Origin of the sequence: Herbaspirillum sp. 3R11, from assembly GCF_004563925.1 — a bacterium.
In the GTDB taxonomy this organism is placed as follows: Bacteria; Pseudomonadota; Gammaproteobacteria; order Burkholderiales; family Burkholderiaceae_D; genus Herbaspirillum.
Map to the genome: position 1 here is coordinate 209830 of NZ_SPNJ01000003.1, position 25795 is coordinate 235624.

The following is a 25795-nucleotide window of genomic DNA, read 5'->3' on the forward strand; positions in this document are numbered from 1 at the left end:
GTCAGACCCGGCGAAGCAATCTCAATTAAAGGCAGACTCCTCACGTCCCTGCTACGTTGTCAGCCGCATAAGTTGCCGCCGCCAGCAGGCGCTGGGTGTAAGCATGCGAGGGCTGCTGCAGGACGTCGGCAACTGCGCCACCTTCCACCACCTTGCCGTCCTTCATCACCAGCACCTGATGCGCCATGGCGCGGATGACGGCGAGGTCGTGGCTGATGAACAGATACGCCAGGCCATGCTTGCGCTGCAATTGCGCCAGCAGTTGCAAGACCTGCTGCTGCACGGTGACGTCGAGCGCCGAGGTCGGCTCGTCCAGCAATAACAGATCCGGCTTCAACACCACCGCACGCGCAATCGCAATGCGCTGGCGCTGCCCACCGGAGAATTCGTGCGGATAGCGTTGCAGCATGTCTTCCGACATGCCGACTTCGTGCAGCGCCGCGACTACTTCGGCGCGCTGCTGTTGCGCGCTCAGCTGAGGCTGATGCAAGGCCAGTCCTTCGCCGACAATCTGGGCGACCGTGCGACGCGGCGACAGCGAAGCGAACGGATCCTGGAACACCACCTGCATGCGTGCACGCAGAGGGCGCACGGCGGCCGAACTCATGGCGCTGACCGGCTGGCCGTCGAAACGGATATCGCCTTCGACCGTGGCCGTCGACAAGCGCAGCAAGGCCATGCCCAGCGTCGACTTGCCGGAACCCGACTCGCCCACGATGCCGAGCGTTTCACCCTTGCGCAGCGTCAGGCTGACGTCGTCGACGGCGGCGAATTTTTTCTTGCGCAGCCAGCCTTGTTTGATCGAAAAGGTGCAACGCACATTGGTGCCGGTCAGCAGCACCGGCGCATCCGGCGCGATCTCGTCGACATTGCGCTGCGGCTGGCTGGCCAGCAGCTTGCGCGTATAAGCCTGCTGCGGCGCTGCGAACAAATCAGCGGTGGCGGCGGTCTCGACCAGCTTGCCTTTTTCCATCACGCCGACACGGTCGGCAAAGTGGCGCACCAGGTTGAGATCGTGCGAGATCAGCAGCACGGCCATGTTTTCATCGCGCTGCAATTGATTGAGCAACTCCAGGATCTGCACCTGGATCGTCACGTCCAGTGCGGTAGTCGGCTCATCGGCGATCAGCAGCTTGGGATGGCATGCCAGCGCCATCGCAATCATCGCGCGCTGGCGCTGGCCGCCGGACAATTGATGCGGGTAAGCCAATGCGCGTCGGGCAGGCTCGGGAATGCCGGTCTTTTCCAGCAAGGCCACGGTGCGTTGTGCAGCCGCCCTGGCGTTCAGGCCTTCGTGCAGCATCAGCACTTCGGCGATCTGGTTGCCGATGGTGAACAAGGGGTTCAGGGCTGTCATCGGCTCCTGGAAAATCATCGCCGCATCCATGCCGCGCACGCCGCGCATGGCCGCTTCACTCTTTTGCAGGATGTCTGCGCCGTTGAACAGAATCTGACCGTCGTAGCGCGCATCCTGGTTCAGGCGCAGCACCGACAAGGCGCTGACCGTCTTGCCGGAACCGGATTCGCCGACCAGCGCAAATTTTTCACCGGGCTCGATGCCGAAGCTGACGTCGTCGACTACCGTGGCGTCGCCGAAGCGCACCGAGAGATTGCGAATATCGAGCAGGCTCATGCTTTCCTCCGCACGTCGAGGGCATTGCGCAAGGCGTCGCCGATATTGGTCAGCAGCAGCAAGGTGATGGTCAGCACGAGAAAGGTCGACAAGGCAATCCACCAGGCATCGAGATTGTTCTTGCCCTGCGCCAGCAGCTCACCGAGGCTGGGCGTCGAAGGCGGCACGCCGAGACCGAGGAAGTCGAGGCTGGTCAGCGCCAGGATCGATGCACTCATGCGGAACGGCAGGAAAGTGACCACCGGCGTCAGGCTGTTGGGCAGCACATGGCGCCAGATGATCTGCATGTTCGACAGGCCGAGCGCGCGCCCCGCCTGCACATATTCAAGATTGCGGTTGCGCAGGAAATCGGCGCGCACGTAATCCGACAAACCCATCCAGCCGAACAGTGACAACAGCACCAGCAGCAGGCTGATGCTGGGCTCGAAGATGGAGGAAAAAATGATCAGCAGGTACAGCTCCGGCATCGAGCCCCAGATTTCCAGGATGCGTTGCATGAACAAGTCGGTGCGGCCGGCAAAGTAACCCTGCACCGCGCCCGCCAGCAAACCCAGCACCACGCCGGTGACCGTCAGCGCCAGGCCGAACAGGATGGAAATGCGGAAGCCGTACAGCAAGCGCGCAAACACGTCACGACCGCGGTCGTCGGTGCCCAGCCAGTTCTCCGCAGACGGCGGCGCCGGATTCGGTTGTTTGGCGAAATAGTTGAGCGTATCGAAGCGATAGTGGTTGGGCGGATAGATCGCCCAATTGCCGTCCTTCTTGAACTGATCCTGGATGAAGGGATCGAGGTAGTCGGCCGGCGATTCGAAGTCGCCGCCGAAGGTCTTCTCCGAATAATCATGTGCAATCGGGAACAGGATCTTGCCGTGATAGCTCGCCACCAGCGGCTTGTCGTTGGAGACCAGTTCTGCGCCGAGGCTGATCACGAACAGGATCAGGAAAAGGATCAAGCTCACGTAGCCGTTGCGGTTCTGGCGGAAGCGCAGCCAGATACGGCGACCCGGAGAAATCGAAGGAGCGGAAGAAAGAGAAGCAGTCACAATGGTCGCGCTCATTTGGCCAGACTTTCAAACTGGACGCGCGGGTCGGCCCAGACATAACAGAGATCGCCGAGCAGCTTCACCACCAGCCCGATCAGCGTGAACAGGTACAGCGTACCCATGACGACCGGATAATCACGCCGGATCACCGACTCATACGACAGCAGACCCAGGCCGTCGAGAGAGAACAGTGTCTCGATCAGCAGGCTGCCGGCGAAGAAGGCGCCGATGAAGGCCGCCGGAAAACCGGTCACCAGCGGGATCAGCGCATTGCGGAACACGTGCTTGTAGAGCACCTTGTTTTCGGAGAGGCCCTTGGCGCGCGCGGTCAGCACGTATTGCTTGCGAATTTCTTCGAGGAAGGTGTTCTTGGTCAGCATGGTCATGACCGCAAACGAACCGGCCACGGAAGCAATCACCGGCAAGGTGATATGCCACAGGTAATCCTTGACCTTGCCCACCAGCGACAGCGTGGCCCAGTCATCCGAAGTCAGTCCGCGCAGCGGGAACCACTGCACAAAACTGCCGCCGCCGAACACCACCAGCAGGAACACACCCAGCACAAAACCGGGGATCGAATAGCCGACCAGCACCAGCGCGCTGGTGGCCGAATCGAAGCCGCTGCCCTCGCGCACCGCTTTGGCGATGCCCAGCGGCACCGAGATCAGGTAAGTCAGGAAAAAGGTCCACAGGCCGATCGTGATCGACACCGGCATCTTGGATTTCACCAGTTGCCAGACATCGCCGTGATGGTAAAAACTCTTGCCCAGGTCGAAGGTGGCGAAGCCCTTGAGCATTTGCCAGAAACGCTCGACCGGCGGCTTGTCGAAGCCGTACAGCGCCTTGATCTCGTTGACGCGCTCGGCGTCGATGCCCTGGCGCCCGCGGTATTGCGAGGCGCCGCCGCCGGAGGCTTCACCGCCGCCGCCGAGGCCTTTCATTTCGATCAGCGCCTGCTCGACCGGGCCGCCCGGCACGAACTGGATCACGGCGAACGTGATCACGACGACGCCCAGCAATGTCGGCAACATCAGCAGGATGCGTTTGAGGATATAGGACCAGATATTCATGGCAGCGCCGGCAGGTTAAAAATAGTAATCACGACATTCATTTCGGCGACACTTCCCACCAGCTTGAGATCACGTAAGGATCGGCCTGGTAGTACAGCGGCGCCACGGCGGGAATGCCGAAGCGGTTGCGATAGGCCACGCGGTGCGTCGACGAATACCACTGCGGCACCACGATGTATTTGTGCAGCAAGACGCGGTCCAGCCCGCGCGCGGCCGCGACCAGGTCCTTGCGCGTTTCGGCGGCGACCAGCGCTTCGACCAGTTTGTCGACGGCCTTGTCCTTCAGGCCCCACACATTGTTGGAGCCTTTTTCATCGGCCGCCTTGGAGCCGAACATGTCGAACATTTCATTGCCGGGGCTGCTGACGTCGGGGAAGCGGATACTGGTCATGTCGTAATCGAACTCGTCCATGCGCTTGGCTACCAGGGCGAAATCGGCGGTGCGCTGCGTCACCTGGATGCCCAGCTTTTGCAGGTTGCGGACGTAGATGCTGATCACGCGCGACAGCGCCGACTGATCATCCAGGACCTCGAACGCGAACACTTCACCCTTGGCGTTGCGCAGGGCGCCGTCGCGGTATTCCCAGCCGGCCTGACGCAGCAGCTCACGCGCCTGCAGCAGGTTGGCGCGCAGCGAGCCGGGCGGATTGGTGTTGGGTGGCACCGGGGCCGGACCGAACACGGCCGGATCGATCTTCGTGCCGGAAGCCTGGATCGACTCCAGCAATTTGAGCTCGTCGCCTTCCGGTGCGCCGGTGGCGGCAAGCGTGCTGTTGTTGAAGAAGGAATAGATGCGCGAATACTGACCGTAAAACAGTTGCCGGTTCATCCATTCGTAGTCGAGCGCAAGTCCCAGCGCCTGGCGCACGCGGGCATCCTTGAACTGGTCGCGGCGCAGGTTCATCACGAAGCCCTGCATGCCGGCGCCGTTGGAGTGCTTGAGTTCGCGCTTGACGATTTCACCGCTGACGAATTTGGGACCGTTGTAGTTGCGCACCCAGTTCTTGGCGCTGTATTCCACCACCACGTCGAACTCGCCGGCCTTGAAGGCTTCCAGCCGCGCCACATCGTCCTTGTAGAAGCGATAGGCGATGCGTTCGAAATTGAAGCTGCCCTTGCGCGTCGGGATATCCGTGCCCCAATAGGCCGGATTGCGCTTGTAGGTAATGTTGCGGCCGACATCGTAGGTGTCGATCAGATACGGGCCGCTGGTGATCGGCGGCGTCAGCTGGATGTTGTCGAACGCCGTACCGGCCGCCCATTTTTTGGAGAACACCGGTACGCCGCCGACGATCAGCGGCAGCTCGTGGTTCCTGGTCTTGAATTCGAAGCGCACGGTCTGTGCATCGACCACCACGCATTGTTTGACGTCGGCGAACATCGACTTGAACTGCGGCGCGCCTTTGGCCAGCAGTGTGTCGTAGGAATATTTGACGTCGGCCGCGGTGACCGGGTCGCCGTTGTTGAAGCGCGCCTTCGGGTTCAGATGGAAAGTCATCGCCATGCGATCCGGCGCCAGCGTCATGTCGTCGGCCAGCAGGCCGTACATGGTGGCGACTTCATCGGACGAGCCGACCGCCAGGGTCTCGAACATCAGCGTGGACACGCCCGCCGCCGCCACGCCCTTGAGCGAGAACGGATTGAACTTGTCGAAGCTGGTGCGGCGATCCGGATTGGCCAGGTACAGCGTGCCGCGTTTGGGCGCGTCGGGATTGAAATAATCGAAGTGGGTGAAACCGGCGGGATACTTGGGGGTGTCGTACAGCGAGAAAGCGTGGTCGGCGAAGGCCGGGCCGCTGAATCCGAGTGTTGCCGCGAAGCTCAGGAGCAATGTGGAGAGGGTGAATTTACGCATGCGTACTTGTCATGTCGAATTTCTGGTTCCTGAAAGTGATGTGCTAAGTGATGTGCTTTATGAGCTATTTGAAAGCAATTCGATCATTTTACAGAATAAATTTTTACACAATGGCAATAACAGGCAGCCGTAAAAACGCCAGAAGTTGCCCCCGCCGTCGCAAGCCCCTACAATCTTGCCCAGTTCAAGCGCAAATATACTGCATAGAACCGGAATCCCCCTTATTTCGCCTGTTCCGGCGCGGCTTTCAGCCTGCTGCCGCTGCACGGCGAATCACTCGGAGTCAACATGGCATTTCTGCAAGGCAAAAAAATCCTGATCACAGGTTTGTTATCGAATCGTTCCATCGCCTACGGCATCGCCACGGCATGCAAGCGCGAAGGCGCGGAACTGGCGTTCACCTATGTCGGCGAGCGTTTCAAGGACCGCATCACCAAGTTTGCGGAAGAATTCGACACCAAGCTGATTTTCGATTGCGACGTCGGCAGCGATGAGCAGATCAACGCCCTGTTCGCCGACCTCGGCAAGTCCTGGGATCAACTCGACGGCCTGGTGCACGCGATCGGCTATGCGCCGGCCGATGCGATTGCCGGCGACTTCCTGGAAGGCTTCTCGCGCGAAGGCTTCAAGATCGCCCACGATATCTCGGCCTACAGCTTCCCGGCCATGGCCAAGGCTGCCCTGCCGCTGCTGCGCCCAAACTCGGCGCTGCTGACGCTGACGTATCTCGGCTCCGAGCGCGTCGTCCCGAACTACAACACCATGGGCCTGGCCAAGGCATCGCTGGAAGCCAGCGTGCGCTATCTGGCCGAATCGCTGGGTCCCAAGGGCGTGCGCGTCAACGGCGTTTCCGCCGGCCCGATCAAGACCCTGGCAGCCAGCGGCATCAAGGGCTTCGGCAAGATCCTCGGCTTCGTCTCCGATCACGCTCCGTTGCGCCGCAACGTAACTATCGAGGACGTTGGCAATGCATCGGCCTTCCTGCTGTCGGACCTGGCCGGCGGCATTACCGGTGAAATCACCTACGTGGACGGCGGCTTCTCGCGTGTCGTCGGTGGTATCTCGGAGTAAGACGCATTAAAGTTCAGGGCTTGTTCGAGGCAAATCTCCGAACAAGTCCTAGTGCCAACTTCGACATTTTCCTGTATGATTCGGTTTGTGCGTTGCAATACGACGTACAAACCGTCATCCGGTCTACCGGATTACTCAGTAGCTTCGCAAGCCCTAATTGTCGCGCTAGACAGTCGACAGTACGTAGTAAAAGCCCTCCCGCCTTGAGTGTCCTTACTTTTTAAGCGACACCGTCCCGGCGCAAAGCTTTTGTGCCGAAATTTCTTTGTTTTTCATAGTCATTTCGTTGGTTGGCGTTGCTTTTTTGCGTTCACCGCTTTTGCTGTGCGCTCGTTGCGTTCGTTCAAACCGACGCAATCGTTGCGCTGCATAGCATTTGTCTGGCGCTCATACTAAACGAAAGAAAACATGACTTTTGAATCACTAGGCCTGCACCCATCGATCATCAAAGCCTTGACCGACTCCGGCTACACCGCGCCGACTTCGGTCCAGGAACAGGCGATCCCTGCCGCCATCGCCGGCAAGGATCTGCTGGTGTCGTCGCAGACCGGCTCCGGCAAGACCGCAGCATTCATGCTGCCGGCGCTGCACAAATTCGCCTCTATGCCGCCTGCCGCTCCCGGCGCCAAGACGCCTAACCAGGAATCGCAAGCCGCCAAGGCTCGCGGTGACCGTCCACGTTTCCGTCCTGCACAGCCAAAGATGCTGGTGCTGACGCCAACTCGCGAACTGGCCCTGCAAGTGACCACCGCGACCGACAAGTACTGCGCCCACATGCGCCGTCTGAAGGCCGTGTCGATCCTGGGCGGCATGCCTTATCCGAAGCAGATGCAATTGCTGTCGCGCAATCCTGAAATCCTGGTGGCGACACCTGGCCGTCTGATCGACCATATGGATTCGGGCAAGATCGATTTCTCCGAACTGGAAATCCTGGTTCTGGACGAAGCCGACCGCATGCTGGACATGGGCTTCATCGAAGACATCGAAAAGATCGTCGCCGCTACACCGGCAACGCGTCAGACCATGCTGTTCTCGGCAACGCTGGACGGCGTCGTCGGCAACATGGCCAAGCGCATCACCAATGCACCGCAGATCATCCAGATCGCCGGTTCCGCCACCAAGCATGAAAACATCGCCCAGCGCGTTCACTTCGTCGACGACCTGTCGCACAAGAATCGCCTGCTCGACTTCCTGCTGCGCGACGTGACCATGGATCAGGCCGTTGTGTTCACCGCCACCAAGCGTGACGCCGACACCATCGCCGACCGTCTGAACATCGCCGGTTTCGCTGCCGCCGCTCTGCATGGCGACATGCATCAAGGCGCACGTAACCGTACACTGGACGGCATGCGCCGCGGCCAGGTGCGCGTGCTGGTGGCAACCGACGTTGCCGCCCGCGGCATCGACGTGCCAGGCATCACCCACGTGTTCAACTACGATCTGCCGAAATTCCCGGAAGACTACGTTCACCGCATCGGCCGCACCGGTCGTGCCGGCCGTAACGGCGTTGCCATCTCGTTGGTCAACCATGCTGAAGGCATGCACGTCAAACGTATCGAGCGCTTCACCAAGCAACCGATTCCTATCGACGTCGTTGAAGGCTACGAGCCAAAGAAGACAGCAGCTCCTGCACGCGCCGCGCGCAAGCCGGGCGGCTGGCGTCCAGGCGACAACCGCAGCGGTCCTGCTCGTCCTGCCGGCAACGGTAATGGCAATGGCGGCGGTCGCAGCTTCGGCGGCAAGCCTGCCGGTAGCGGTGGTCCACGCAAAGAAGGCGGCGGTGGCGGCTACAAGGGTACTGGCGCACGTTCTTCCGACGGCGGCGCACGTCGCTCGTACGGCGATCGCTGATCTGCATTAAAGACTGACCGTACCGGTGATGTTTGCCGGTGCAGCAAAACAAAAGGCCGCTTCGATGAAGCGGCCTTTGTCATTTCCGGCAGGGTAAAACTGCGCAGTGTCAGCGGCTGCAGACTCCCGTCTTCCCTGCACGCAAGGCCGTCACGTCGGCGGCGATGGCGTCGGCGGCATTGCCCACCGCGCGCTGCATTCCTTGCACTACGCCATCCACGCTCAATCCCGATGCCGGCTCCACCACCGTCAGGCGGCACACCGCGCTGTTGGTGTTGTCGCTGCGCGTGATGGTCCAGCCGAACGTGGCATCGACCTTGCCGCCCTTCACCGCATCGAGCTGGCGCAATTCGACCACGATGCGATAGACCGGCTGGTTGTTGGGACGGCCGCCGCGCGTCACGTCGACCGCGCCGAGCCGGTTGGCCACACCACTCGCCAGTGCGTCGCGCAACTCATTGTTGAACGGCGCCGACCAGCGATCCTGCTCCAGAATATCCACGCGCGTGGCGTCGGTGCGCACCACGATTTGCGGTCGCGCCAGGCGTTCCGGCACGCTGACCGGGGCGACCTCGATGAAGGTCTGTCCGGCCGCTGCAGTTGCTGCTGCCGCAGGTGTGGCAGCGTCAGCCAGCGTGTAGAAGCGCGTCGGCGCCGATGCGCAGGCGCTCAGCAGCACCGCTGCTGCTGTTGCTGCTGTTGCCGTCGAGATGAGAGTGAAACTGCGCTGCATTATTTATCCTCCTGCTTGCCGCGAATCAGCGATTCCGGATGTTGCTGCAAATAATCGGTGAGCACGCGGATTGATCCCGCCGCGCGTGACAGCTCCTGCATGGTCTGACGTACATCCTGCTGCAACGGCGCGTCTTCGGACAACGTCCGTTCGGCGGCGCTGAGCGTCTTGCGTGCATCGCGCATGGCGGCGGTGATTTCCGGCGCGACGTCGTTGTTGAGCTTGTTCATGGTCTGCTCGGCGCTGGTCAGGGTGCGGTTGAGCGTCGCCAGCGTCTTGCGCAGGTCGTCGCCGATCTTGTCGAACGGCACCTTGCTGAGCTTGCGCGTGATGTCGCCGATCTGGTTCTGGATCTCGTCAAGGCTGTTCGGTATCGTCGGGAACACCAGCGGCGTCCTCTCGATATCGATCTGCGTCGGCGCTGCGTTCGGGAAGAAGTCCAGCGCCACGTACACCTGCCCGGTCAACAGGCTGCCGCTGCGCAGCTGTGCACGCAGGCCGCGCGAGACCAGATACTTCAAGCGTTGACGCGGTGTATAGCGCGACTCCTGCTGCTCGTTGAACTTGCGGCCGAGGCGATCCGGATACAGCTGCACCACCACCGGCATCACGAACTCGCGGGTCTTGTCGTCGTACTCGATGCCGATCGACTTGACCTCGCCCAGCACCACGCCGCGGAAGTCCACCACTGCACCCGGCTCCAGGCCGCGCAAGGACTGGTTGAAGTACAGCAGCACGGTTTGCGAGCGGCCGTCGGGTTCCTTCATCGCCGCCGCTTCGTCTTCGGCCAGGCGGAAGCTCGTGTTTTCCTTGGCGGGCGTCGGCGAATCGAGATCGTCGATGCTCTTGAACGCAATGCCGCCGAGCACCACCGTCGCCAGAGACTGGGTATGCAGCTTGAATCCGCTGGCGTTGATCTGCATGTCGAAGCCACTCGCGTGCCAGAAGCGCGAACTGATGCCGACGAACTTGTCGTACGGTGCATTGATGAAGATGCGCAGCGTCACGCCGCGGCCATCCTGGTCGAGGTCATACGCCGCGACCTGGCCGACCTTGATACGGCGATAGAACACAGGCGAACCGATGTCGACCGAGCCGAGGTCGGAAGCATGCAGTACGAACTGCTTGCCCGAGGTGTCGCGCGTGATGATGGGGGGTTGCTCGAGGCCGGCGAATTCTTTCTTGGTTTCTTCCGACTTGCCGGCGTCGGCGCCGATGTAGGCGCCCGACAGCAAGGTGTTCAAGCCGGAAATGCCCGATGCCGCCACGCGCGGACGCACCACCCAGAAGCGGGTATCGTCGGCGGTGAAGCTTTCCGCTTCCTTGGTCAGCTGCACAGTGGTGATGACGTGCGAGCGATCCTTGCTGAGCGTGATCGACTGCACCTGGCCGATGTCGACGTCCTTGTACTTGACTTTGGTCTTGCCGGCTTCGAGGCCTTCGGCCGAGACAAAGCTGATGGTGATGATCGGGCCGCGTTCGACCAGGATCTTGGCCACCAGCGTCAGGCCGACCACGGCGGCGACGATGGGAATCAGCCAGACCAGCGAAGGCAGCCAATTACGGCGGCGCTCGCGTTTCGGTTCCGGCCGGTGTGAAGGTGAAGGCGACGGTGGCGATGTCGGCGTCGTTGGTTCAGTCATTGCGATCCTTTTCTTGTTGCTCTATATCTGTAACCTGCTCGTCTTGCGGATCGACCTCATCCCAGATCAGGCGCGGGTCGAAGCTCAGCGACGCCAGCATGGTAAACACCACCACCGAGCCGAACGCCGCCACACCGATGCCGGCGGTAATCTTGGCAAATCCTTCTATCTGCACCAGTCCGGTCAGCAGCGACACGACGAAGACGTCCAGCATGGACCAGCGGCCGATGGTTTCCACCACCCGGTACAGCTTGGCGCGCTGCAGGCGCTGCCAGCTGCTGCGACGGCGCGCGCTGACGGTCAGGATGATCAGCGCCACCAACTTGAACAGCGGCACCATGAAACTGGCGACGAACACCACGATGGCCAGCTCCCATGAACCCGACGCCCAGAAATAGACGATGCCGCTCATGATGGTGTCGCGCTGCTCATCGAGCAGCGTCGAAGTGATCATCACCGGCATCAGATTGGCCGGGATATACATGATGCAGGCGGCGATAAGAAACGCCCAGGTGCGATTGAGGCTGTCGATACGGCGCCGGTGCAGCGGCGCATGGCAGACGCCGCATTGTTCATCCTGCTGCGCGCCCTGCCAGACCGTGCCGCAGTGGTGGCAGGGGAAAATATCGGTGCCGATGGCGCTGTCGAGCTGAGGTACGGCCGCGACTGGTTGCGACGCATCGTCCATCCCGTCAACGCCGGCGTTGTGCGTACCCGCGCTCATCGCACCGGCTCCCCGCTATTGCGGCGTTCGCTGACCAGGATGCGCCACAGGTAACGCGGGTTGAACGACACCACCACCGTCAGCAGGATGGTCAGCGCGCCAAACGCCCACAAGGCAACGCCCGGCACCACGGCCGCCATATTGGACAGTTTCACCAGCGCCACCAGCACGCCGAGCAGGAATACTTCGACCATGCCCCAGGGCCGCACTATCTGCATCAGGCGCAGCAATATCTTCACGCCGGGACGATGTCCATCGTGCACGTCATGCGCGAACGGTAGCAGCAGGTAAAGCAACACCAGCATCTGCATCAGCGGGAACAGAATGGTCGTCGCCAGCACCAGCATCGCCACCAGCGACATGCCCTCGCCGCTGAGCACCATCACCGCGCCGAACAGCGTGGTGTCGCTGGTCAGGCCTTGCAGCTCGATCTGCACGATGGGAAAGCTGTTGGCGATCACGAACATGATCAGGCTCGCCACCGTCAGCGGCAGCAAGCGCTCCAGGCGGCTGCCGGTATCGCGCTCGAGCTCGGCGCCGCAGCGCAGGCAGCGGGCGATCTCGGCATGTGCGAGCACCGGCCGGCGATGGACGGCATCGCACTCTTCGCAAACGATCAGGTCGGTGCGCTCTTGCATGGAGAGGGAGAGAGGTTCAAATTGATGACTTATTGGTTAATTAGGCAAACTTGGATTCTAACAACAAAAAATGACCGGATCGGCTCGCTTTCCGGGGATATTGGGCCTGACCGGGCGAATAAAGCTTGACAATTCAAACGGCAATCTTCTAAAGTGGCCTAATGAACTCCGCAACACAATTCTCCCTGACACTATCGCACTTCGCTGGCGCCCTGCTAGCGTTGCTACTAGTGACGCTACTACCAGCTTCGCGCTGATCCAACGCTGATCCAAGTTTCTCCCCTGGTTTTTGCAGTTTCCTCGCTGGTCATGGTCTGAAAAGCATCCGAAATGGGTCTTCAGGCACACATGGCGGCACAATTAAAAAGTTGTAAATTTTTCCTGAAAAGCCGTCCATGCATTTCACGTCCATCACTGCATTCCTGATTTCCGGCGAATTGATCGCTGCGATGGTCATTGCACGTGCGCCGGCGCGTTTGCTGCTAAAACTACCGATCGGTCGCCTGGCCTTGCGTTAGTGGCAGTCAGGCGGCCCTACTTCCAGCCACATCAGATGATTTCCCCAGTTACGTTTCTCTGTACAGCAGTGACCAATTAAAGAGGTTCCACCATGATGTTAAGCAACCCGGCAGCAAAATACCGCGCATTCCCGACGATCCCGTTATCTGATCGCACCTGGCCCAATCAGTTCATTTCCAAGCCGCCGATCTGGATGAGCACCGACCTGCGCGATGGCAACCAGGCGCTGATCGAGCCGATGAGCCCGGAACGCAAGCTGCGCTTCTTTGAAATGCTCCTGCAAATCGGCCTGAAGGAAATCGAAGTCGGCTTCCCTTCCGCCTCGCAAACCGATTTCGATTTCGTGCGCAAGCTGATCGAAGAAAACCGCATCCCGGACGACGTCACCATCATCGTGCTGACCCAGTCGCGCGAAGAACTGATCCGCCGCACCGTCGATTCGCTGGCCGGCGCCAAGCAAGCCATCGTCCACCTGTACAACTCGGTCGCACCGGCTTTCCGCAAGATCGTCTTCAACATGTCGCGCGACGAAATCAAGAACATCGCCGTCACCGGCACCCAATTGGTCAAGGAATTGACTGATGCGCGTCCGGAAACCCAATGGCGCTATGAATATTCGCCGGAGTCCTTCAGCACCACCGAACTCGACTTCTCCAAGGAAATCTGCGACGCCGTCTGCGAAACCTGGGGCGCGACTCCGGAACGCAAGGTCATCCTCAATCTGCCGTCGACCGTCGAATGCAGCACCCCGAACGTCTACGCCGACCAGATCGAATGGATGTGCCGCAACCTGAAATACCGCTCGTCCTCCATCATCTCGGTGCACCCGCATAACGACCGTGGCACCGCCGTCGCCTCCGCCGAACTGGCCGTCATGGCCGGCGCCGATCGCGTCGAAGGCTGCCTGTTCGGCAACGGCGAACGCACCGGCAACGTCGACCTGGTCACGCTGGCATTGAACCTGTACACGCAAGGCGTCAACCCAGGCCTGGACTTCTCCGACATCGACACCGTGCGTCAATGCGTCGAAGAGTGCAACCAGATCCCGGTCCACCCGCGCCATCCTTACGTCGGCGACCTGGTCTTCACGGCCTTCTCCGGCTCGCACCAGGACGCGATCAAGAAGGGTTTCGCCAAGCAGCAAGCCGACGCCATCTGGGAAGTGCCTTACCTGCCGATCGATCCGGCCGACCTGGGCCGCAGCTACGATGCAGTGATCCGCGTCAACAGCCAGTCCGGCAAGGGCGGCATGGCTTACCTGCTGGAACAGGAATACGGCCTGGCCCTGCCGCGCCGCCTGCAGATCGAGTTCAGCCGCGCGATCCAGCGCGAAGCCGACGCCAGCGGCAAGGAAATCGTCGCCACCGACATCTACACGATCTTCAAGACCGAGTACCTGGACCGCAGTGCCCCGTACGTCTACCGCGCGCACCGCATGTCGGAAGACACCTCGCATGAAGAATCGATCAAGATCGAAGTCGACATTGAGCGCAACGGCGAAAAGACCACCGTGCGCGGCACCGGCAACGGTCCTATCGACGCCTTCGTCAATGCGCTGGGCCTGGACATCAAGCTGATGGATTTCCACGAACACGCCATCGGCGCCGGCGCCAACGCGCAAGCCGCCAGCTACATCGAACTGCGCTTGAACGAAGCGCCGACCGGTTTCGGCGTGGGCATCGACGCCAACATCGTTACCGCCTCGTTCAAAGCCGTCCTCAGCGCCGTCAATCGCCAGATCGCGATCGACCAGAGCGCAAATCAGCCGTCTTCGCCAAAAGCGAAAGCCGCCTGATTCGGGATCACGCAAAAAAAGCCGCCGGTTTATCCAACCGGCGGCTTTTTTATTTGTACTTCAGCGTCGTCGTTACAGCGATCGCGCCAATCGAATCCCGCTGTACTGCCAGCAAGCCGTGGCCGGGAAGAAGTTGCGATAACTCATGCGCGAATGCCCGAGCGGCGTCGCACCCGACGAGCCGCGCAAGACGTATTGATTGACCATGAACTTGCCGTTGTACTCGCCCACCGCACCGTCGGGAATCGCATAGCCCGGATACGGCGCATAGCTGCTCGAAGTCCACTGCCACGCCGTGCCGAAGAACTGCCGCCCCTCGTTGCCCAACTCGCCGGCGGCATATTCCCACTCCGCCTCAGTCGGCAAGCGCGCACCGGCCCAGCGTGCGAACGCATCAGCTTCGTAATAGGACAAATGCAGCACCGCCGCATGCGGGTCCAGCGGCAGCATGCCGTGCAGCGTGAACTCGCGCCAGGCGCCATCCTCCTGGCGCTGCCAGTACAGCGGATGCGTGATGTGATTGCTGCTGCGCCAGTCCCAGCCGGCCGACAGCCAATAAGCGGGATTCTCGTAACCGCCCTGCTCGACGAACATCAGGTACTCGATATTGCTGATCAGGCGCGAGCCGATCGCGAATGCTTCGACGAACTGGCGATGCGACGGCAGCTCGTTGTCAAAACAGAATCCGCCACGTTCCTTATTTCCGTAACCGATTTCCACCACGCCGGCGTCGAAGGTATTCCACTCCAGCTCGGTCTGCACCGGCATGGCCTGCAAGGCGCGCGGCAGGTAAGCGGGCTTGAGCGGATTGAGCGACAGCAAATGCTTGAGGTCGGTCAGTATCAGTTCCTGATGCTGCTGCTCGTGCTGCATGCCCAGTTCCAGCAGGCGCAGGCAATTGTCATCGCACACATCCGACAGCAGTAGGGCTTGCATGCGCAGGTCGATGTTGGCGCGATAGGCGCGGACCTCGGCCAGCGACGGGCGCGTCAGCATGCCGCGCTGCGGACGCGGATGCTTGTCGCCGACGCCTTCGTAATACGAATTGAACAGCACCCGGAAGGCCGGATGAAACGGCGCAAAGTCGGGCTCGTACGTTTCGAGGATGAAGGTTTCAAAGAACCAGCTGGTGTGCGCCAGGTGCCACTTGACCGGACTGGCGTCCGGCATCGACTGTGCACCGCAATCCTCGTCGGACAAAGGCGTTGCGAGGATCATCGAATATTCGCGCGTGCGCAGAAAATCGTCGACGATGGCCGCATTCGTTGCCGCCAGTACTGCCGTCTCGTTATGCATGCTGCTTATCTCCTTTTGTAGCTCTTCGCCCGTGAGGCCAAGGTCTGCTTACACCGGTCGCGCGTAACATAGCATGAACCATTTCTGCGGGTCGAACCACATCTTGGCCTGACCGAAACCGGCCTGGTGCAACAGGTCGCTGAAACCGTCCGGTGTGAATTTATGGCTATTTTCGGTATGGATGCGTTCGCCCTGGCGGAAGGTCCGCTCGCCGCCGCACCAGGTCACCGTCAGGTCGCGGCGCGCTTCCAGGTGCATCTCGATACGCGACAGTTCCGGATTGAAGAAACCGCGATGCTGCCAGTCAGCGACCACGAAATCGCTGCCGAGCAGGCGATTGACGTGCAACAGCGCGTTGCGGTTGAACGCCGCCGTCACGCCCAGCGCGTCGTCGTAGGCCGCGTCGAGCACCGCCTTTTCCTTGACCAGGTCAATGCCCAGCAAGATGCCGCCGCCTTCGCCCAGTTGCAAGCCATGACGCATGCGACGGAGGAATTGCAGCGCCTCTTCCGGCGCGAAATTGCCGAGCGATGAGCCGGGATAAAAGAACAGGCGATTCTCGCGTCCGACCGTCGACGGCAATTGCAGCGAGGCGGAAAAATCCATCGCGATTTCCTGCATCGGAATCGCCGGGAATTTTTGCCGCAAGCCGTTCACCGCCTCGCGCAGGAATTCCGTCGAGATATCGATCGGCACATATTGGCGCGGCTGCAGCGAAGGGAACAGACGCGCCGCCTTGGCGCAATTGCCGGCGCCGAGGTCGATCATCGTCACGCCCTTGCCGACCGTCGCGGCAATGTCGTCGGCATGCTGCTCGAAGATTTGCGCCTCGGTGCGGGTCGGATAGTATTCCGGCAGCGCGCAGATCGCCTCGAACAAGGTGGAGCCGAGCGCGTCGTAAAAATATTTGGGAGAAATGCTGGCAACGTCGGCCATCAGGCCGTCTTGCAATTCACTCCGGATGGGACAGGGTTCTGACCAATCGTCCTGCATGCCCTGCAACAATCGTTGAGCCAATTTGCTCTCCTGGTTGAAACAGCATGAAACATCATGAACGCGATCGGCACGGTAGCCGCGCATGCAATACACTAGATCGCGTTTAAAGAACCAGATATGGCGTGCACCCTGCGCATTTCAAGCTCTGCGCCAGGAAAAGAACAGCGGCTTGCATATCTGATGAATGCATATACTTATGCATTCTATCGACTTGCAATCAATCGCGTGGTTCACCGCCCGATAAAAAATCCGACATCCAGCCGCCAAAGTTGCTTCATCAACATCAAGAATCTTGCTAACATGTCATCAAGCGTCAAACCAGAACCAGCCAAAGGCAGCATCAAAACCCTGATCGGCCTGCTCCCCTTCCTGAAACCCTACAAGCGTCAATTCATGCTGGCCGGCCTGGCGCTGATCGTCGCTGCCGCGGCGACACTGGCAATCCCCTACGCCTTCCGGCAAATGATCGATCTGGGCTTCGGCAGTAGCGGCATCGGCGGCGCCGACGCGGCCGCCAGCACGCTGCACATCGATCTCTATTTCCTCGCCCTGTTCGGCGTTGCCTGCGTCCTCGGCGTAGCGACGGCGGCGCGCTTCTACATGGTGTCGTGGCTGGGTGAACGCGTCACGGCGGATCTGCGCAGCGCGGTCTACGCGCACGTGGTCACGCAAAGCCCGCAGTTCTTCGAAACCACCAAGACCGGCGAAGTGCTGTCGCGCCTGACCACCGACACCACGCTGATCCAGACCCTGGTCGGCACCAGCATTTCGATGGCGCTGCGGAACGGATTGCTCTTCATCGGCGGCATGGTCATGCTGTTCATCACCAGCGTCAAACTGTCCTCCATCATCATCGTGATGCTGGCGGCGGTGGTGCTGCCGATCGTGTTCTACGGCCGCCGCGTGCGCAAGCTGTCGCGCGAATCGCAGGATCGCGTGGCCGACGCCTCGGCGCTGGCCGGCGAAATCCTCAACGCCATGCCGACCGTGCAAGCGTTCACGCATGAAGAGATCGAGGCCAAGCGTTTCGGCACCTCGGTGGAGCGCGCTTTCCACACCGCCATGCAGCGCATCCGCGCGCGTTCGGTGCTGACCATGATGGCGATCCTGCTGGTGTTCGGCGCCATCGTGTTCGTATTGTGGCTGGGCGCGCATGCGGTCGTGCAAGGCAGCATGAGCGGCGGCCAGCTCGGCCAGTTCATCCTGTACGCCTCGCTGGTGGCCGGCTCCATCGGTGCCCTGTCGGAAGTGCTGGGCGACACCCAGCGCGCCGCCGGCGCCACCGAACGCCTGCTCGACCTGCTGGCGGCACAGTCGCCGGTGCAATCGGTGCTGCTGCCGGAGACATTGCCGCCGCGCACCGCCAACGGCGCCGCCCTGCGACTGGACGACGTGGTGTTCCACTATCCGTCGCGCCCCGACAGCAACGCGCTGATGCATTTGTCGCTGGACATCAAACCCGGCGAAACGATTGCCGTGGTCGGCCCGTCCGGCGCCGGCAAGACCACGCTGTTCCAGCTGCTGCTGCGCTTCTACGATCCGCAACACGGCAAGATCACGCTGGACGGCGTCGACATCCGTTTCTTGACCTTGCCGGCGCTGCGCAACGCCATCGGCATCGTGCCGCAGGACACCATGATCTTTTCCGAGAACGCGCTGGAGAACATCCGCTTCGGCCGCGCCGACGCCAGCGATGAAGAAGTCATTGCGGCCGCGAAGATGGCCGCCGCGCATGAATTCATCGAGCGCCTGCCGCAGGGTTACCAGTCCTTCCTCGGTGAGCGTGGCGTGCGCCTCTCGGGCGGCCAGCGCCAGCGCATCGCAATCGCCCGCGCCCTGCTGAAGAATCCGCCGCTGCTGTTGCTCGACGAAGCCACCAGCGCGCTCGACGCCGAATCGGAGCGACTCGTGCAAATGGCGCTGGAGGCGGCCATGGTCGGCCGCACCACGCTGGTCATCGCGCATCGCCTTGCGACCGTGCAGCGCGCCGATCGCATCGTGGTGGTCGAACACGGTCGCATCGTCGAGACCGGTACGCATACCGAGCTGATCGCGCAGGATGGCCTTTACGCCAGCCTGGCGGCGTTGCAGTTCAATACCGACTGAGGACGCCGGCCGGACTCCGGCATCCGGCCTCCTCGTACGCGGTTTCAAAAAATAAAATAGACTTTCGGGTTGAGGCCAGATTCTGGCCACATTCAGCCCGCAACCACTTCCGTCATTTCCCCATCCGCGAAGACGCGCCTTCATCCCAGGCGCGCCGCGCACAACCAGGAGTTTCCGATGAGCAGCAAACTGTTTTCTCCGTTCACCTTGCGCGGACTGACTCTGCCCAACCGCATCGTCGTCTCGCCGATGTGCCAGTACTCGTCACAAGACGGCTTCATCAATGACTGGCACCTGGTGCATCTGGGCAGCCGCGCCGTCGGCGGCGCCGGGCTGGTGATCGTGGAAGCCGCCGGCGTGCTGGCCGAAGGCCGCATCACGCCGGAAGACGTCGGCATCTGGAAAGACGAACACATCGAACCGCTGCAACGCCTCACGCGTTTCATCGAAACCCAGGGCTCGTTCGCCGGCATCCAGCTGGCCCATGCCGGCCGCAAGGCCAGCGCATGGCGTCCATGGGCCGGCAAAGCCGGCACCGTCCCCGCAGCAGAAGGCGGCTGGGAAACCGTCGGTCCGTCCGCGCTGCCGTTCGACGCAACATTCAAAGCGCCGGTCGAGCTGAGCGTCGCCGCCATCGCCGAACGCGTGCAGGCATTTGCGGATGCTGCCCAGCGCGCGCTCAAGGCCGGTTTCAAGGTGGTCGAAGTGCATGCCGCGCACGGTTACCTGCTGCATGAATTCCTGTCGCCGCTGAGCAACCAGCGCACCGACCAATACGGCGGCACCCTGGAAAACCGCGCACGCTTCCTGCTGGAAGTCGTCGCCGCCGTGCGCAAGGTATGGCCAGCCGACCTGCCGCTGTTCGTGCGCGTCTCGGCCACCGACTGGACCGAGGGCGGCCTGACGCCGGACGATATCGTCGCCGTCTCGCGCCTGCTGCGCGAGGCAGAGGTCGATCTGGTGGACGTCTCCAGCGGCGGCAATGTCGCCACTGCGGTGATCCCGACCGGGCCGGGCTATCAGACTGCATTCTCGGCGCGCGTGCGCAACGAAGCGAAGATCGCCACCGGCACCGTCGGCATGATCACCGACGCCACCCAGGCTGAACACGTATTGCGCACGGAACAAGCCGACCTCGTGCTGCTGGCGCGCGAACTGTTGCGCGATCCGTACTGGCCGCTGCACGCCGCCGACGAACTCAAGGAAAACGTCGCCTGGCCGCCGCAATACGTGCGCGCCGCATCGAGCAAGACGCCGCTGCGCGAGAACGTCGACTACAGCGATCTGGATTGATTACTCCCCTGCGCCGGCCTGCCGGGTCGGCGCAGTTTTTGATGGCGTGGTATAAATGACGCCTGCCTTTCATTTCCGCATTGAGCCGTCGCCGGCTGTGAATTAAAGCCGCTGCACTGCTTCAAGCCGACACCTTTCACCCACCCGATCTGCAAAGAGATATCCATGTATAAAGACGTCCAACTCTTCATCGACGGTCGCTGGACCGCCAGCGTTTCCGACCGCACCATTGCGGTCGTCAATCCGGCCACCGAAGAAGTCATCGGCCACATCGCCCACGCCAACAAGCAAGACCTCGACGCCGCGCTGGCTTCCGCGCAAAAAGGTTTTGAAACCTGGCGCAAGGTCTCCGCTTTCGAGCGCTCCAAGATCATGCGCAAGGCCGCCAACATCCTGCGCGAACGCGCTGATGAAGTGGCGCTGCTGATGACGCTGGAACAAGGCAAGCCGCTGGCCGAAGCCAAGGCTGAAACCTTGGGCGCCGCCGACACCATCGACTGGTTCGCCGAAGAAGCCCGCCGCACCTACGGCCGCCTGGTGCCGGCACGTGTGCCGAACGCGTATCAGATGGTGATCAAGGAGCCGGTCGGTCCGGTCGCTGCGTTCACGCCATGGAACTTCCCTCTGAACCAGGTCGTACGCAAACTCTCCGCCGCACTGGCTGCAGGCTGCTCGATCATCGTCAAGGCGCCGGAAGAAACCCCGGCCTCGCCGGCCGAACTGATCCGTGCGTTTGCCGATGCCGGCATCCCTGACGGCGTGGTCAACCTGGTCTACGGCGTGCCGTCGGAAATCTCCGAATACCTGATCCCGCATCCGATCATCAAGAAGATTTCCTTCACCGGCTCGACCCCGGTCGGCAAGCAACTGGCCGCACTGGCCGGCACGCACATGAAGCGCGCCACCATGGAACTGGGCGGTCACGCACCGGCCATCGTGTTCGACGACGCCGACATCGACGCCGCCGCCAAGCAACTGGCAACGGCCAAGTTCCGCAATGCCGGCCAGGTGTGCGTGTCGCCGACCCGCTTCCTGGTGCAAAAGAATGTGTTCGACGCCTTCGTCGAGAAGTTCATCGCCGTCGCCAGCCAGCTCAAGGTGGGCGACGGCACGGTTACCGGCACCACCATGGGCCCGGTCGCCAACAAGCGCCGCATCCCGGCGCTGGAGGCATTGATCAGCGATGCGGTTGAACAAGGCGCGCAACTGCGCTTCGGCGGCAAGCGCGTCGGCGACAAGGGTTACTTCTTCGAGCCGACCGTGCTGACCAACGTGCCGCTGTCGGCGCGCGCGATGAATGAAGAACCGTTCGGCCCGCTGGCGCTGATCAACTCGTTCGACACATTGGATGAAGTGATCGCCGAAGCCAACCGCCTGCCGTTCGGCCTCGCTGCCTATGCCTACGCCAAGTCGGCGCAGACCAAGCACGCGCTGTCGTCACGCGTCGAAAGCGGCATGATCACCATCAACCATCTCGGCCTGGCGCTGCCGGAAGTCCCGTTCGGCGGCATCAAGGACAGCGGCTACGGTTCCGAAGGCGGCACCGAAGCGATCGAAGCTTACGTCAACACCAAGTTCGTTTCGCAGCTGGACGTGTAAGCACTTCGTACGGCGAAAAAAAGCCCGCGCTCTTCAAAGGAGCGCGGGCTTTTTCCATTGCGGCAAATGCGGCGGTGTTACTTGGGCTGCTTGTGTTTGCGACCGTGGCAGTGGCAGTCGACGACGTGGTCATCAATGACACCGATGCCTTGCAGATAGGCGTAAATGATCGTCGATCCGACGAACTTGAAGCCGCGCTTGAGCAGGTCTTTGGACACCTGATCCGACAGCGCCGTCTTGGCCGGAGCTTCGCCCAGGCTTTTCCATTTGTTGCGAAGCGGCTTGCCGTCCACATACGCCCACAGGAAAGGATCGAGGCCGCCGACTTCGTCGCGCAGGCGCAGATAACTCTGCGCATTGGTGATGGTCGCCGCCACCTTGAGGCGATTGCGGACGATACCCGGATCGGCCAGCAGCTTGGCCACCTTGGCGTCGGTGTAGCGCGCGATCTTTTCCGGATTCCATTGATCGAAGGCGGCGCGGTAAGTCTCGCGCTTGTTGAGCACGGTCTCCCAGCTGAGGCCGGCTTGCGCACCTTCCAGGTTGAGCATTTCAAACAGGCGCGTCTCGTCGTGGCAAGGCACGCCCCATTCTTCGTCGTGGTAAGTCACGTAGCGCGGGTTGGCGAGATTGACCCAGGCGCAGCGTTGTACGCTCATTGCTTCCTCACTTGTTTTCCAAGAATCACAAAGGCCATAAAGGCGGTTCATCCATCAGCGCGATCTGCTCGCGCAATTCCAGAATTCGGTCCTGCCAGTAACGCTGGGTATTGAACCACGGGAAAGCTTGCGGGAACGCCGGATCTTCCCAGCGCCGCGCCAGCCATGCCGAATAATGGATCAAACGCAGCGTGCGCAAAGCTTCGATCAGATACAGCTCGCGCTGCTCGAATTCACAGAAACTTTCATAGCCGGCCAGCAGATCGGACAGCTGGCGCACCATCTCGCCGCGCTCGCCCGACAACAGCATCCACAAATCCTGAATCGCCGGACCGCTGCGGCTGTCGTCGAAGTCGACGAAATGCGGACCGGCATCGGTCCACAAGACGTTGCCGACGTGGCAGTCGCCATGCAGGCGTAACTGCTTGATGTCGCCGGCACGGTCGAAGCAGCGACGCACGCCGTCCAGCGCCAGATCGACGGTGCTCTTGTACGAAGTCAGTACATCCATCGGAATGAAATCATTAGCCAGCAAATAATCGCGCGGCTCTTCACCGAAGGTCGCGATAGTAAGCGCGGGCCGATGCTCGAAGGGACGCGGCATCCCGACCGCGTGGATGCGACCGATGAAGCGGCCCAGCCATTCCAGCGTGTCGGGATTATCGAGCTCAGGCGCGCGGCCGCCGTGACGTGTGAAGGCGGCAAAGCGGAAGCCCTGGAATTCCTGCAGGCTGCGGCCGTTGGGGAGCAGCATCGCCGGCACGACCGGGATTTCCTGCTCGACCAGTTCGCTGACGAAAGCGTGCTCTTCGAGGATTGCTTCATCGCTCCAGCGCTGCGGCCGGTAGAACTTTGCGACGATGGGAGGCCCGTCTTCCATGCCGACCTGGTAGACGCGATTTTCATAGCTGTTGAGCGCCAGCAGGCGACCGTCGCCGTAGAGGCCGACGCTGTCGAGTGCATCGAGCACGGTGTCCGGCGACAGCCCGGCGAAGTTGAATACGGTGGTGGAATCGGTCATGGCTGCCATTGTACGTGCCCGGGGGGAGCTGCGGTAATCCTCGCCTCCGTAGCCAATAGCAATTAAACTGCGGTTTTATTCGCAACACGGACGCACATCATGCAACTTGACCAACCTCTCTCCGACGAAGAGTTCGACGAACTCGACGATTTCCTGCTGTCCGACCGCTGCGCGGAAGACGCCATGACCATGGATACGCTGCATGGCTTCCTCACCGCACTGGTGATCGGCCCGCAGGAAATCCTCATGGCCGAATGGCTGCCGCGCGTCTGGGGCAGTCAGCCGGAGGACACGCCCAAGTTCAAGAACCCCAAGGAAGCCGAACGCATCACCGGCCTGATCGCGCGCTCGATGAACGAAATCGCCATCACGCTGGAAGTGGCGCCCAAGGAATACGAGCCGCTGTTCTGCGAACGCGAACACGAAGGCAAGAGCCTGCTCGACGGCGAAGCCTGGTCGTGGGGATTCTGGGAAGGCATCCAGATGCGCGCCAAGGAGTGGGATCCGATTTTCCATTCCAACCTGGCCGAGCTGATGCGCCCGATTTACCTGCTCGGCTCGGATGAACTGGAAGAGGAAGAAATCGCCCTGGTCGAAGATCCGGTCAAGACGCACAAGCTGGCGGTGGAAGTGGAATCGGCGATTCCGCACATCTACAAATACTGGCTGCCGCATCGCAAGTCGGCGGTGGAAACCGTGCGCCGCGACGGCCCCAAGGCCGGCCGCAATGATGACTGTCCATGCGGCAGCGGCAAGAAATACAAGAAGTGCTGCGGCGCCGACCAGGCCTAAGCAAGGCTCTCAATACCGGGGCTTATCCCAGATAAGCTCCGGCAGCATCCCATAATAATTTACAGCCCGCCACGAACAAGGCCGCAATGGTGATCTGGTAGAAGCGCACCTGATCCACCTTCATCAGCAATTTCAATCCCAGCCAATACCCGACCGGCGCCAGCGGCAATAGAGCCAGCGAGGTTGTCAGGTTGCGCGCGTCGAACAGGCCGAGCAGCACGAACGGCACGACTTTCACCGCATTGATGACCGAAAAGAAAATCACCGAGGTGCCGACGAAGACCAGCTTGTCGAGTTGCTGAGGCGCAAGATAGATCACGAACGGCGGTCCGCCCGCATTGGCGATGAAACTGGTGAAGCCGGACATGGTTCCCCACACCGATCCGCGCACCACGCTGGGCGACGTGGGCTGCAACACGCGGCCGCGGCCAAGCAGGCGCTGCGCCACGAAACCAATCGACAGCATGCCGATCAGGCCGCGCAGCATGGCGTCGGAGGTGAAACGGAAGGTCAGCGCGCCGATGGCGATGCCGACCAGCGCGGCGGGAATCAGGATGCGCAGATTGCGCAGGTCGCCTTTGCCGCGAAACGTGATCAGTCCCATGATGTCCATGGCGATCAGCAAGGGCAGCATGATTGCCGCGCCGACCGAGGGCGAGGCAACCAGCGACAGGATGGGAATGGAAAGGATGCCGAGCGAGCCGCCGCCCAGCCCGGACTTGGAAATGCCGACGATCAGCACCGCGGGGATCGCCGCTGCGTAGAACAGCGGATCCTGGATCAAGGCAAGGTCCCCGGCCGCAATCCCGTCGTCGGCATGGTCATCAGGATTACTCCTTGATGAAATGCTCGCGGTAGTACTTCAGCTCTTCGATCGATTCGATGATGTCGGCCAGCGCGGTGTGCTTCTGATGCTTCTTGAAACCGCTTGCCAGCTCGGGTTTCCAGCGACGGCACAGTTCCTTGAGTGTGGACACGTCGAGGTTGCGGTAGTGGAAGAAGGTTTCCAGCTTGGGCATGCCGCGCGCCATGAAGCGGCGATCCTGGCAAATCGAATTGCCGCACATCGGCGACTTGCCGACCGGCACGAAAGGCTTGAGGAAAGCGATCAGCGCCGCCGAGGCTTCTTCTTCGGTCACGGTCGAGGCCTTGACGCGCTCGATCAGGCCGGAGCGGCCGTGCGTGCCCTTGTTCCAGGCGTCCATGCCGTCGAGGATCTCATCGGACTGGTGAATCGCGAACACCGGGCCTTCGGCCAGCACATTGAGCTCAGGATCTGTTACCACAACGGCAACTTCGATGATGCGGTCGTTGTCCGGATCCAGGCCGGTCATTTCCATATCGACCCAGATCAGGTTGAACTCGTTTGGACGCGCCGGTATCGTATACGGAGCGGCGTTGGTGTCGGTGGCTTGTGACATAATCGTTCTTTCTTCATATTCTGCTTGAATCGGCCGC

At 61.2% G+C, this 25795-nt stretch carries 22 protein-coding genes; 8 read left to right on the plus strand and 14 right to left on the minus strand.

Annotation, left to right across the window (positions count from 1 at the left end; all coding sequences use genetic code 11):
- Positions 1–40 precede the first annotated feature (40 nt).
- From E4P32_RS14425 to E4P32_RS14440, 4 genes are read right to left on the minus strand one after another with little or no spacing between them, the layout of a single operon-like run.
- Complete coding sequence (locus E4P32_RS14425) at positions 41–1633, minus strand: ABC transporter ATP-binding protein (RefSeq protein WP_116435122.1); 1593 nt, start codon at positions 1631–1633, stop codon at positions 41–43.
- Positions 1630–2691, minus strand: coding sequence for an ABC transporter permease (locus E4P32_RS14430; protein WP_116435121.1), 1062 nt, complete (start codon positions 2689–2691; stop codon positions 1630–1632). Before E4P32_RS14430 ends, E4P32_RS14425 begins: the two co-directional genes overlap by 4 nt.
- Positions 2688–3746 carry an ABC transporter permease subunit gene (locus E4P32_RS14435; RefSeq protein ID WP_116435120.1) on the minus strand — a complete coding sequence of 353 codons (1059 nt, stop codon included), beginning with the start codon at positions 3744–3746 and terminating at the stop codon, positions 2688–2690. The genes E4P32_RS14430 and E4P32_RS14435 overlap by 4 nt, the downstream gene beginning before the upstream one ends.
- 37 nt (positions 3747–3783) lie before the next feature.
- Complete coding sequence (locus E4P32_RS14440; protein WP_116435119.1) at positions 3784–5601, minus strand: extracellular solute-binding protein; 1818 nt, start codon at positions 5599–5601, stop codon at positions 3784–3786.
- 288 nt (positions 5602–5889) lie between these two features.
- Between E4P32_RS14440 and fabI the strand changes: the two genes are divergently transcribed.
- Positions 5890–6672 (plus strand): enoyl-ACP reductase FabI, encoded by a 783-nt coding sequence (gene fabI, locus E4P32_RS14445; protein ID WP_116435118.1) that lies wholly within the window; start codon positions 5890–5892, stop codon positions 6670–6672.
- A gap of 408 nt (positions 6673–7080) precedes the next feature.
- A complete protein-coding gene (locus tag E4P32_RS14450; protein WP_116435117.1) occupies positions 7081–8523 on the plus strand; it encodes a DEAD/DEAH box helicase in 1443 nt (480 codons plus the stop codon).
- A 109-nt stretch (positions 8524–8632) separates the two neighbouring features.
- On the opposite strand, the gene E4P32_RS14455 is transcribed toward E4P32_RS14450, so the two are convergent.
- From E4P32_RS14455 to E4P32_RS14470, 4 genes are read right to left on the minus strand one after another with little or no spacing between them, the layout of a single operon-like run.
- A complete protein-coding gene (locus E4P32_RS14455) occupies positions 8633–9256 on the minus strand; it encodes a PqiC family protein (protein WP_116435116.1) in 624 nt (207 codons plus the stop codon).
- Complete coding sequence (locus tag E4P32_RS14460) at positions 9256–10899, minus strand: MlaD family protein (protein WP_116435115.1); 1644 nt, start codon at positions 10897–10899, stop codon at positions 9256–9258. Before E4P32_RS14460 ends, E4P32_RS14455 begins: the two co-directional genes overlap by 1 nt.
- Positions 10892–11623, minus strand: coding sequence for a paraquat-inducible protein A (locus tag E4P32_RS14465; RefSeq protein WP_199525651.1), 732 nt, complete (start codon positions 11621–11623; stop codon positions 10892–10894). The genes E4P32_RS14460 and E4P32_RS14465 overlap by 8 nt, the downstream gene beginning before the upstream one ends.
- Positions 11620–12261 carry a paraquat-inducible protein A gene (locus E4P32_RS14470; RefSeq protein ID WP_116435114.1) on the minus strand — a complete coding sequence of 214 codons (642 nt, stop codon included), beginning with the start codon at positions 12259–12261 and terminating at the stop codon, positions 11620–11622. The genes E4P32_RS14465 and E4P32_RS14470 overlap by 4 nt, the downstream gene beginning before the upstream one ends.
- 395 nt (positions 12262–12656) lie before the next feature.
- Between E4P32_RS14470 and E4P32_RS24365 the strand changes: the two genes are divergently transcribed.
- Together E4P32_RS24365 and leuA are read left to right on the plus strand one after the other, a co-directional pair.
- On the plus strand, positions 12657–12779 hold the full coding sequence (locus E4P32_RS24365) for a hypothetical protein (protein ID WP_255419426.1): 123 nt from the start codon (positions 12657–12659) through the stop codon (positions 12777–12779).
- 92 nt (positions 12780–12871) lie between these two features.
- Entirely contained in the window at positions 12872–14575 is a 1704-nt protein-coding gene (leuA, locus tag E4P32_RS14475; RefSeq protein ID WP_116435113.1) for a 2-isopropylmalate synthase, read from the plus strand.
- Positions 14576–14647: 72 nt separating this feature from the next.
- On the opposite strand, the gene egtB is transcribed toward leuA, so the two are convergent.
- Complete coding sequence (gene egtB / locus E4P32_RS14480; RefSeq protein WP_116435112.1) at positions 14648–15871, minus strand: ergothioneine biosynthesis protein EgtB; 1224 nt, start codon at positions 15869–15871, stop codon at positions 14648–14650.
- 48 nt (positions 15872–15919) lie between these two features.
- Entirely contained in the window at positions 15920–16864 is a 945-nt protein-coding gene (gene egtD, locus E4P32_RS14485) for an L-histidine N(alpha)-methyltransferase (protein WP_116435340.1), read from the minus strand.
- A gap of 303 nt (positions 16865–17167) precedes the next feature.
- Here egtD and E4P32_RS14490 point away from each other — a divergent pair, with 303 nt between their 5' ends.
- The 3 genes from E4P32_RS14490 (at position 17168) to E4P32_RS14500 (ending at position 21865) form a co-directional block, all read left to right on the plus strand.
- Complete coding sequence (locus tag E4P32_RS14490) at positions 17168–18973, plus strand: ABC transporter transmembrane domain-containing protein (protein ID WP_116435339.1); 1806 nt, start codon at positions 17168–17170, stop codon at positions 18971–18973.
- A gap of 177 nt (positions 18974–19150) precedes the next feature.
- Positions 19151–20266: an NADPH dehydrogenase NamA gene (namA, locus tag E4P32_RS14495; protein ID WP_116435111.1), complete on the plus strand. Its 1116-nt coding sequence runs from the start codon at positions 19151–19153 to the stop codon at positions 20264–20266.
- Positions 20267–20431: 165 nt separating this feature from the next.
- Entirely contained in the window at positions 20432–21865 is a 1434-nt protein-coding gene (locus E4P32_RS14500; protein ID WP_116435110.1) for an NAD-dependent succinate-semialdehyde dehydrogenase, read from the plus strand.
- Between the two features lie 77 nt (positions 21866–21942).
- On the opposite strand, the gene E4P32_RS14505 is transcribed toward E4P32_RS14500, so the two are convergent.
- Both E4P32_RS14505 and E4P32_RS14510 read right to left on the minus strand, forming a co-directional pair.
- Complete coding sequence (locus tag E4P32_RS14505) at positions 21943–22524, minus strand: DNA-3-methyladenine glycosylase I (RefSeq protein ID WP_116435109.1); 582 nt, start codon at positions 22522–22524, stop codon at positions 21943–21945.
- Between the two features lie 25 nt (positions 22525–22549).
- A complete protein-coding gene (locus tag E4P32_RS14510) occupies positions 22550–23545 on the minus strand; it encodes a serine/threonine protein kinase (protein ID WP_116435338.1) in 996 nt (331 codons plus the stop codon).
- Positions 23546–23644: 99 nt separating this feature from the next.
- Here E4P32_RS14510 and E4P32_RS14515 point away from each other — a divergent pair, with 99 nt between their 5' ends.
- Positions 23645–24337 (plus strand): UPF0149 family protein, encoded by a 693-nt coding sequence (locus tag E4P32_RS14515; RefSeq protein ID WP_116435108.1) that lies wholly within the window; start codon positions 23645–23647, stop codon positions 24335–24337.
- Between the two features lie 22 nt (positions 24338–24359).
- Here E4P32_RS14515 and E4P32_RS14520 read toward each other — a convergent pair whose 3' ends face one another.
- Both E4P32_RS14520 and orn read right to left on the minus strand, forming a co-directional pair.
- Positions 24360–25121, minus strand: a complete 762-nt coding sequence (locus tag E4P32_RS14520) for a sulfite exporter TauE/SafE family protein (RefSeq protein WP_116435107.1) — start codon at positions 25119–25121, stop codon at positions 24360–24362.
- A gap of 46 nt (positions 25122–25167) precedes the next feature.
- On the minus strand, positions 25168–25758 hold the full coding sequence (orn, locus tag E4P32_RS14525) for an oligoribonuclease (RefSeq protein ID WP_116435106.1): 591 nt from the start codon (positions 25756–25758) through the stop codon (positions 25168–25170).
- Positions 25759–25795 lie beyond the last annotated feature (37 nt).

Excerpts from the sequence above, each read along its gene's own strand:
- E4P32_RS14425 (WP_116435122.1), bottom strand. The coding sequence starts at position 1,633 with ATGAGCCTGCTCGATATTCGCAATCTCTCGGTGCGCTTCGGCGACGCC.
- E4P32_RS14430 (WP_116435121.1), bottom strand. The coding sequence starts at position 2,691 with ATGAGCGCGACCATTGTGACTGCTTCTCTTTCTTCCGCTCCTTCGATT.
- E4P32_RS14435 (WP_116435120.1), bottom strand. The coding sequence starts at position 3,746 with ATGAATATCTGGTCCTATATCCTCAAACGCATCCTGCTGATGTTGCCG.
- E4P32_RS14440 (WP_116435119.1), bottom strand. The coding sequence starts at position 5,601 with ATGCGTAAATTCACCCTCTCCACATTGCTCCTGAGCTTCGCGGCAACA.
- fabI (WP_116435118.1), top strand. The coding sequence starts at position 5,890 with ATGGCATTTCTGCAAGGCAAAAAAATCCTGATCACAGGTTTGTTATCG.
- E4P32_RS14450 (WP_116435117.1), top strand. The coding sequence starts at position 7,081 with ATGACTTTTGAATCACTAGGCCTGCACCCATCGATCATCAAAGCCTTG.
- E4P32_RS14455 (WP_116435116.1), bottom strand. The coding sequence starts at position 9,256 with ATGCAGCGCAGTTTCACTCTCATCTCGACGGCAACAGCAGCAACAGCA.
- E4P32_RS14460 (WP_116435115.1), bottom strand. The coding sequence starts at position 10,899 with ATGACTGAACCAACGACGCCGACATCGCCACCGTCGCCTTCACCTTCA.
- E4P32_RS14465 (WP_199525651.1), bottom strand. The coding sequence starts at position 11,623 with ATGAGCGCGGGTACGCACAACGCCGGCGTTGACGGGATGGACGATGCG.
- E4P32_RS14470 (WP_116435114.1), bottom strand. The coding sequence starts at position 12,261 with ATGCAAGAGCGCACCGACCTGATCGTTTGCGAAGAGTGCGATGCCGTC.
- E4P32_RS24365 (WP_255419426.1), top strand. The coding sequence starts at position 12,657 with ATGCATTTCACGTCCATCACTGCATTCCTGATTTCCGGCGAATTGATC.
- leuA (WP_116435113.1), top strand. The coding sequence starts at position 12,872 with ATGATGTTAAGCAACCCGGCAGCAAAATACCGCGCATTCCCGACGATC.
- egtB (WP_116435112.1), bottom strand. The coding sequence starts at position 15,871 with ATGCATAACGAGACGGCAGTACTGGCGGCAACGAATGCGGCCATCGTC.
- egtD (WP_116435340.1), bottom strand. The coding sequence starts at position 16,864 with ATGCAGGACGATTGGTCAGAACCCTGTCCCATCCGGAGTGAATTGCAA.
- E4P32_RS14490 (WP_116435339.1), top strand. The coding sequence starts at position 17,168 with ATGTCATCAAGCGTCAAACCAGAACCAGCCAAAGGCAGCATCAAAACC.
- namA (WP_116435111.1), top strand. The coding sequence starts at position 19,151 with ATGAGCAGCAAACTGTTTTCTCCGTTCACCTTGCGCGGACTGACTCTG.
- E4P32_RS14500 (WP_116435110.1), top strand. The coding sequence starts at position 20,432 with ATGTATAAAGACGTCCAACTCTTCATCGACGGTCGCTGGACCGCCAGC.
- E4P32_RS14505 (WP_116435109.1), bottom strand. The coding sequence starts at position 22,524 with ATGAGCGTACAACGCTGCGCCTGGGTCAATCTCGCCAACCCGCGCTAC.
- E4P32_RS14510 (WP_116435338.1), bottom strand. The coding sequence starts at position 23,545 with ATGACCGATTCCACCACCGTATTCAACTTCGCCGGGCTGTCGCCGGAC.
- E4P32_RS14515 (WP_116435108.1), top strand. The coding sequence starts at position 23,645 with ATGCAACTTGACCAACCTCTCTCCGACGAAGAGTTCGACGAACTCGAC.
- orn (WP_116435106.1), bottom strand. The coding sequence starts at position 25,758 with ATGTCACAAGCCACCGACACCAACGCCGCTCCGTATACGATACCGGCG.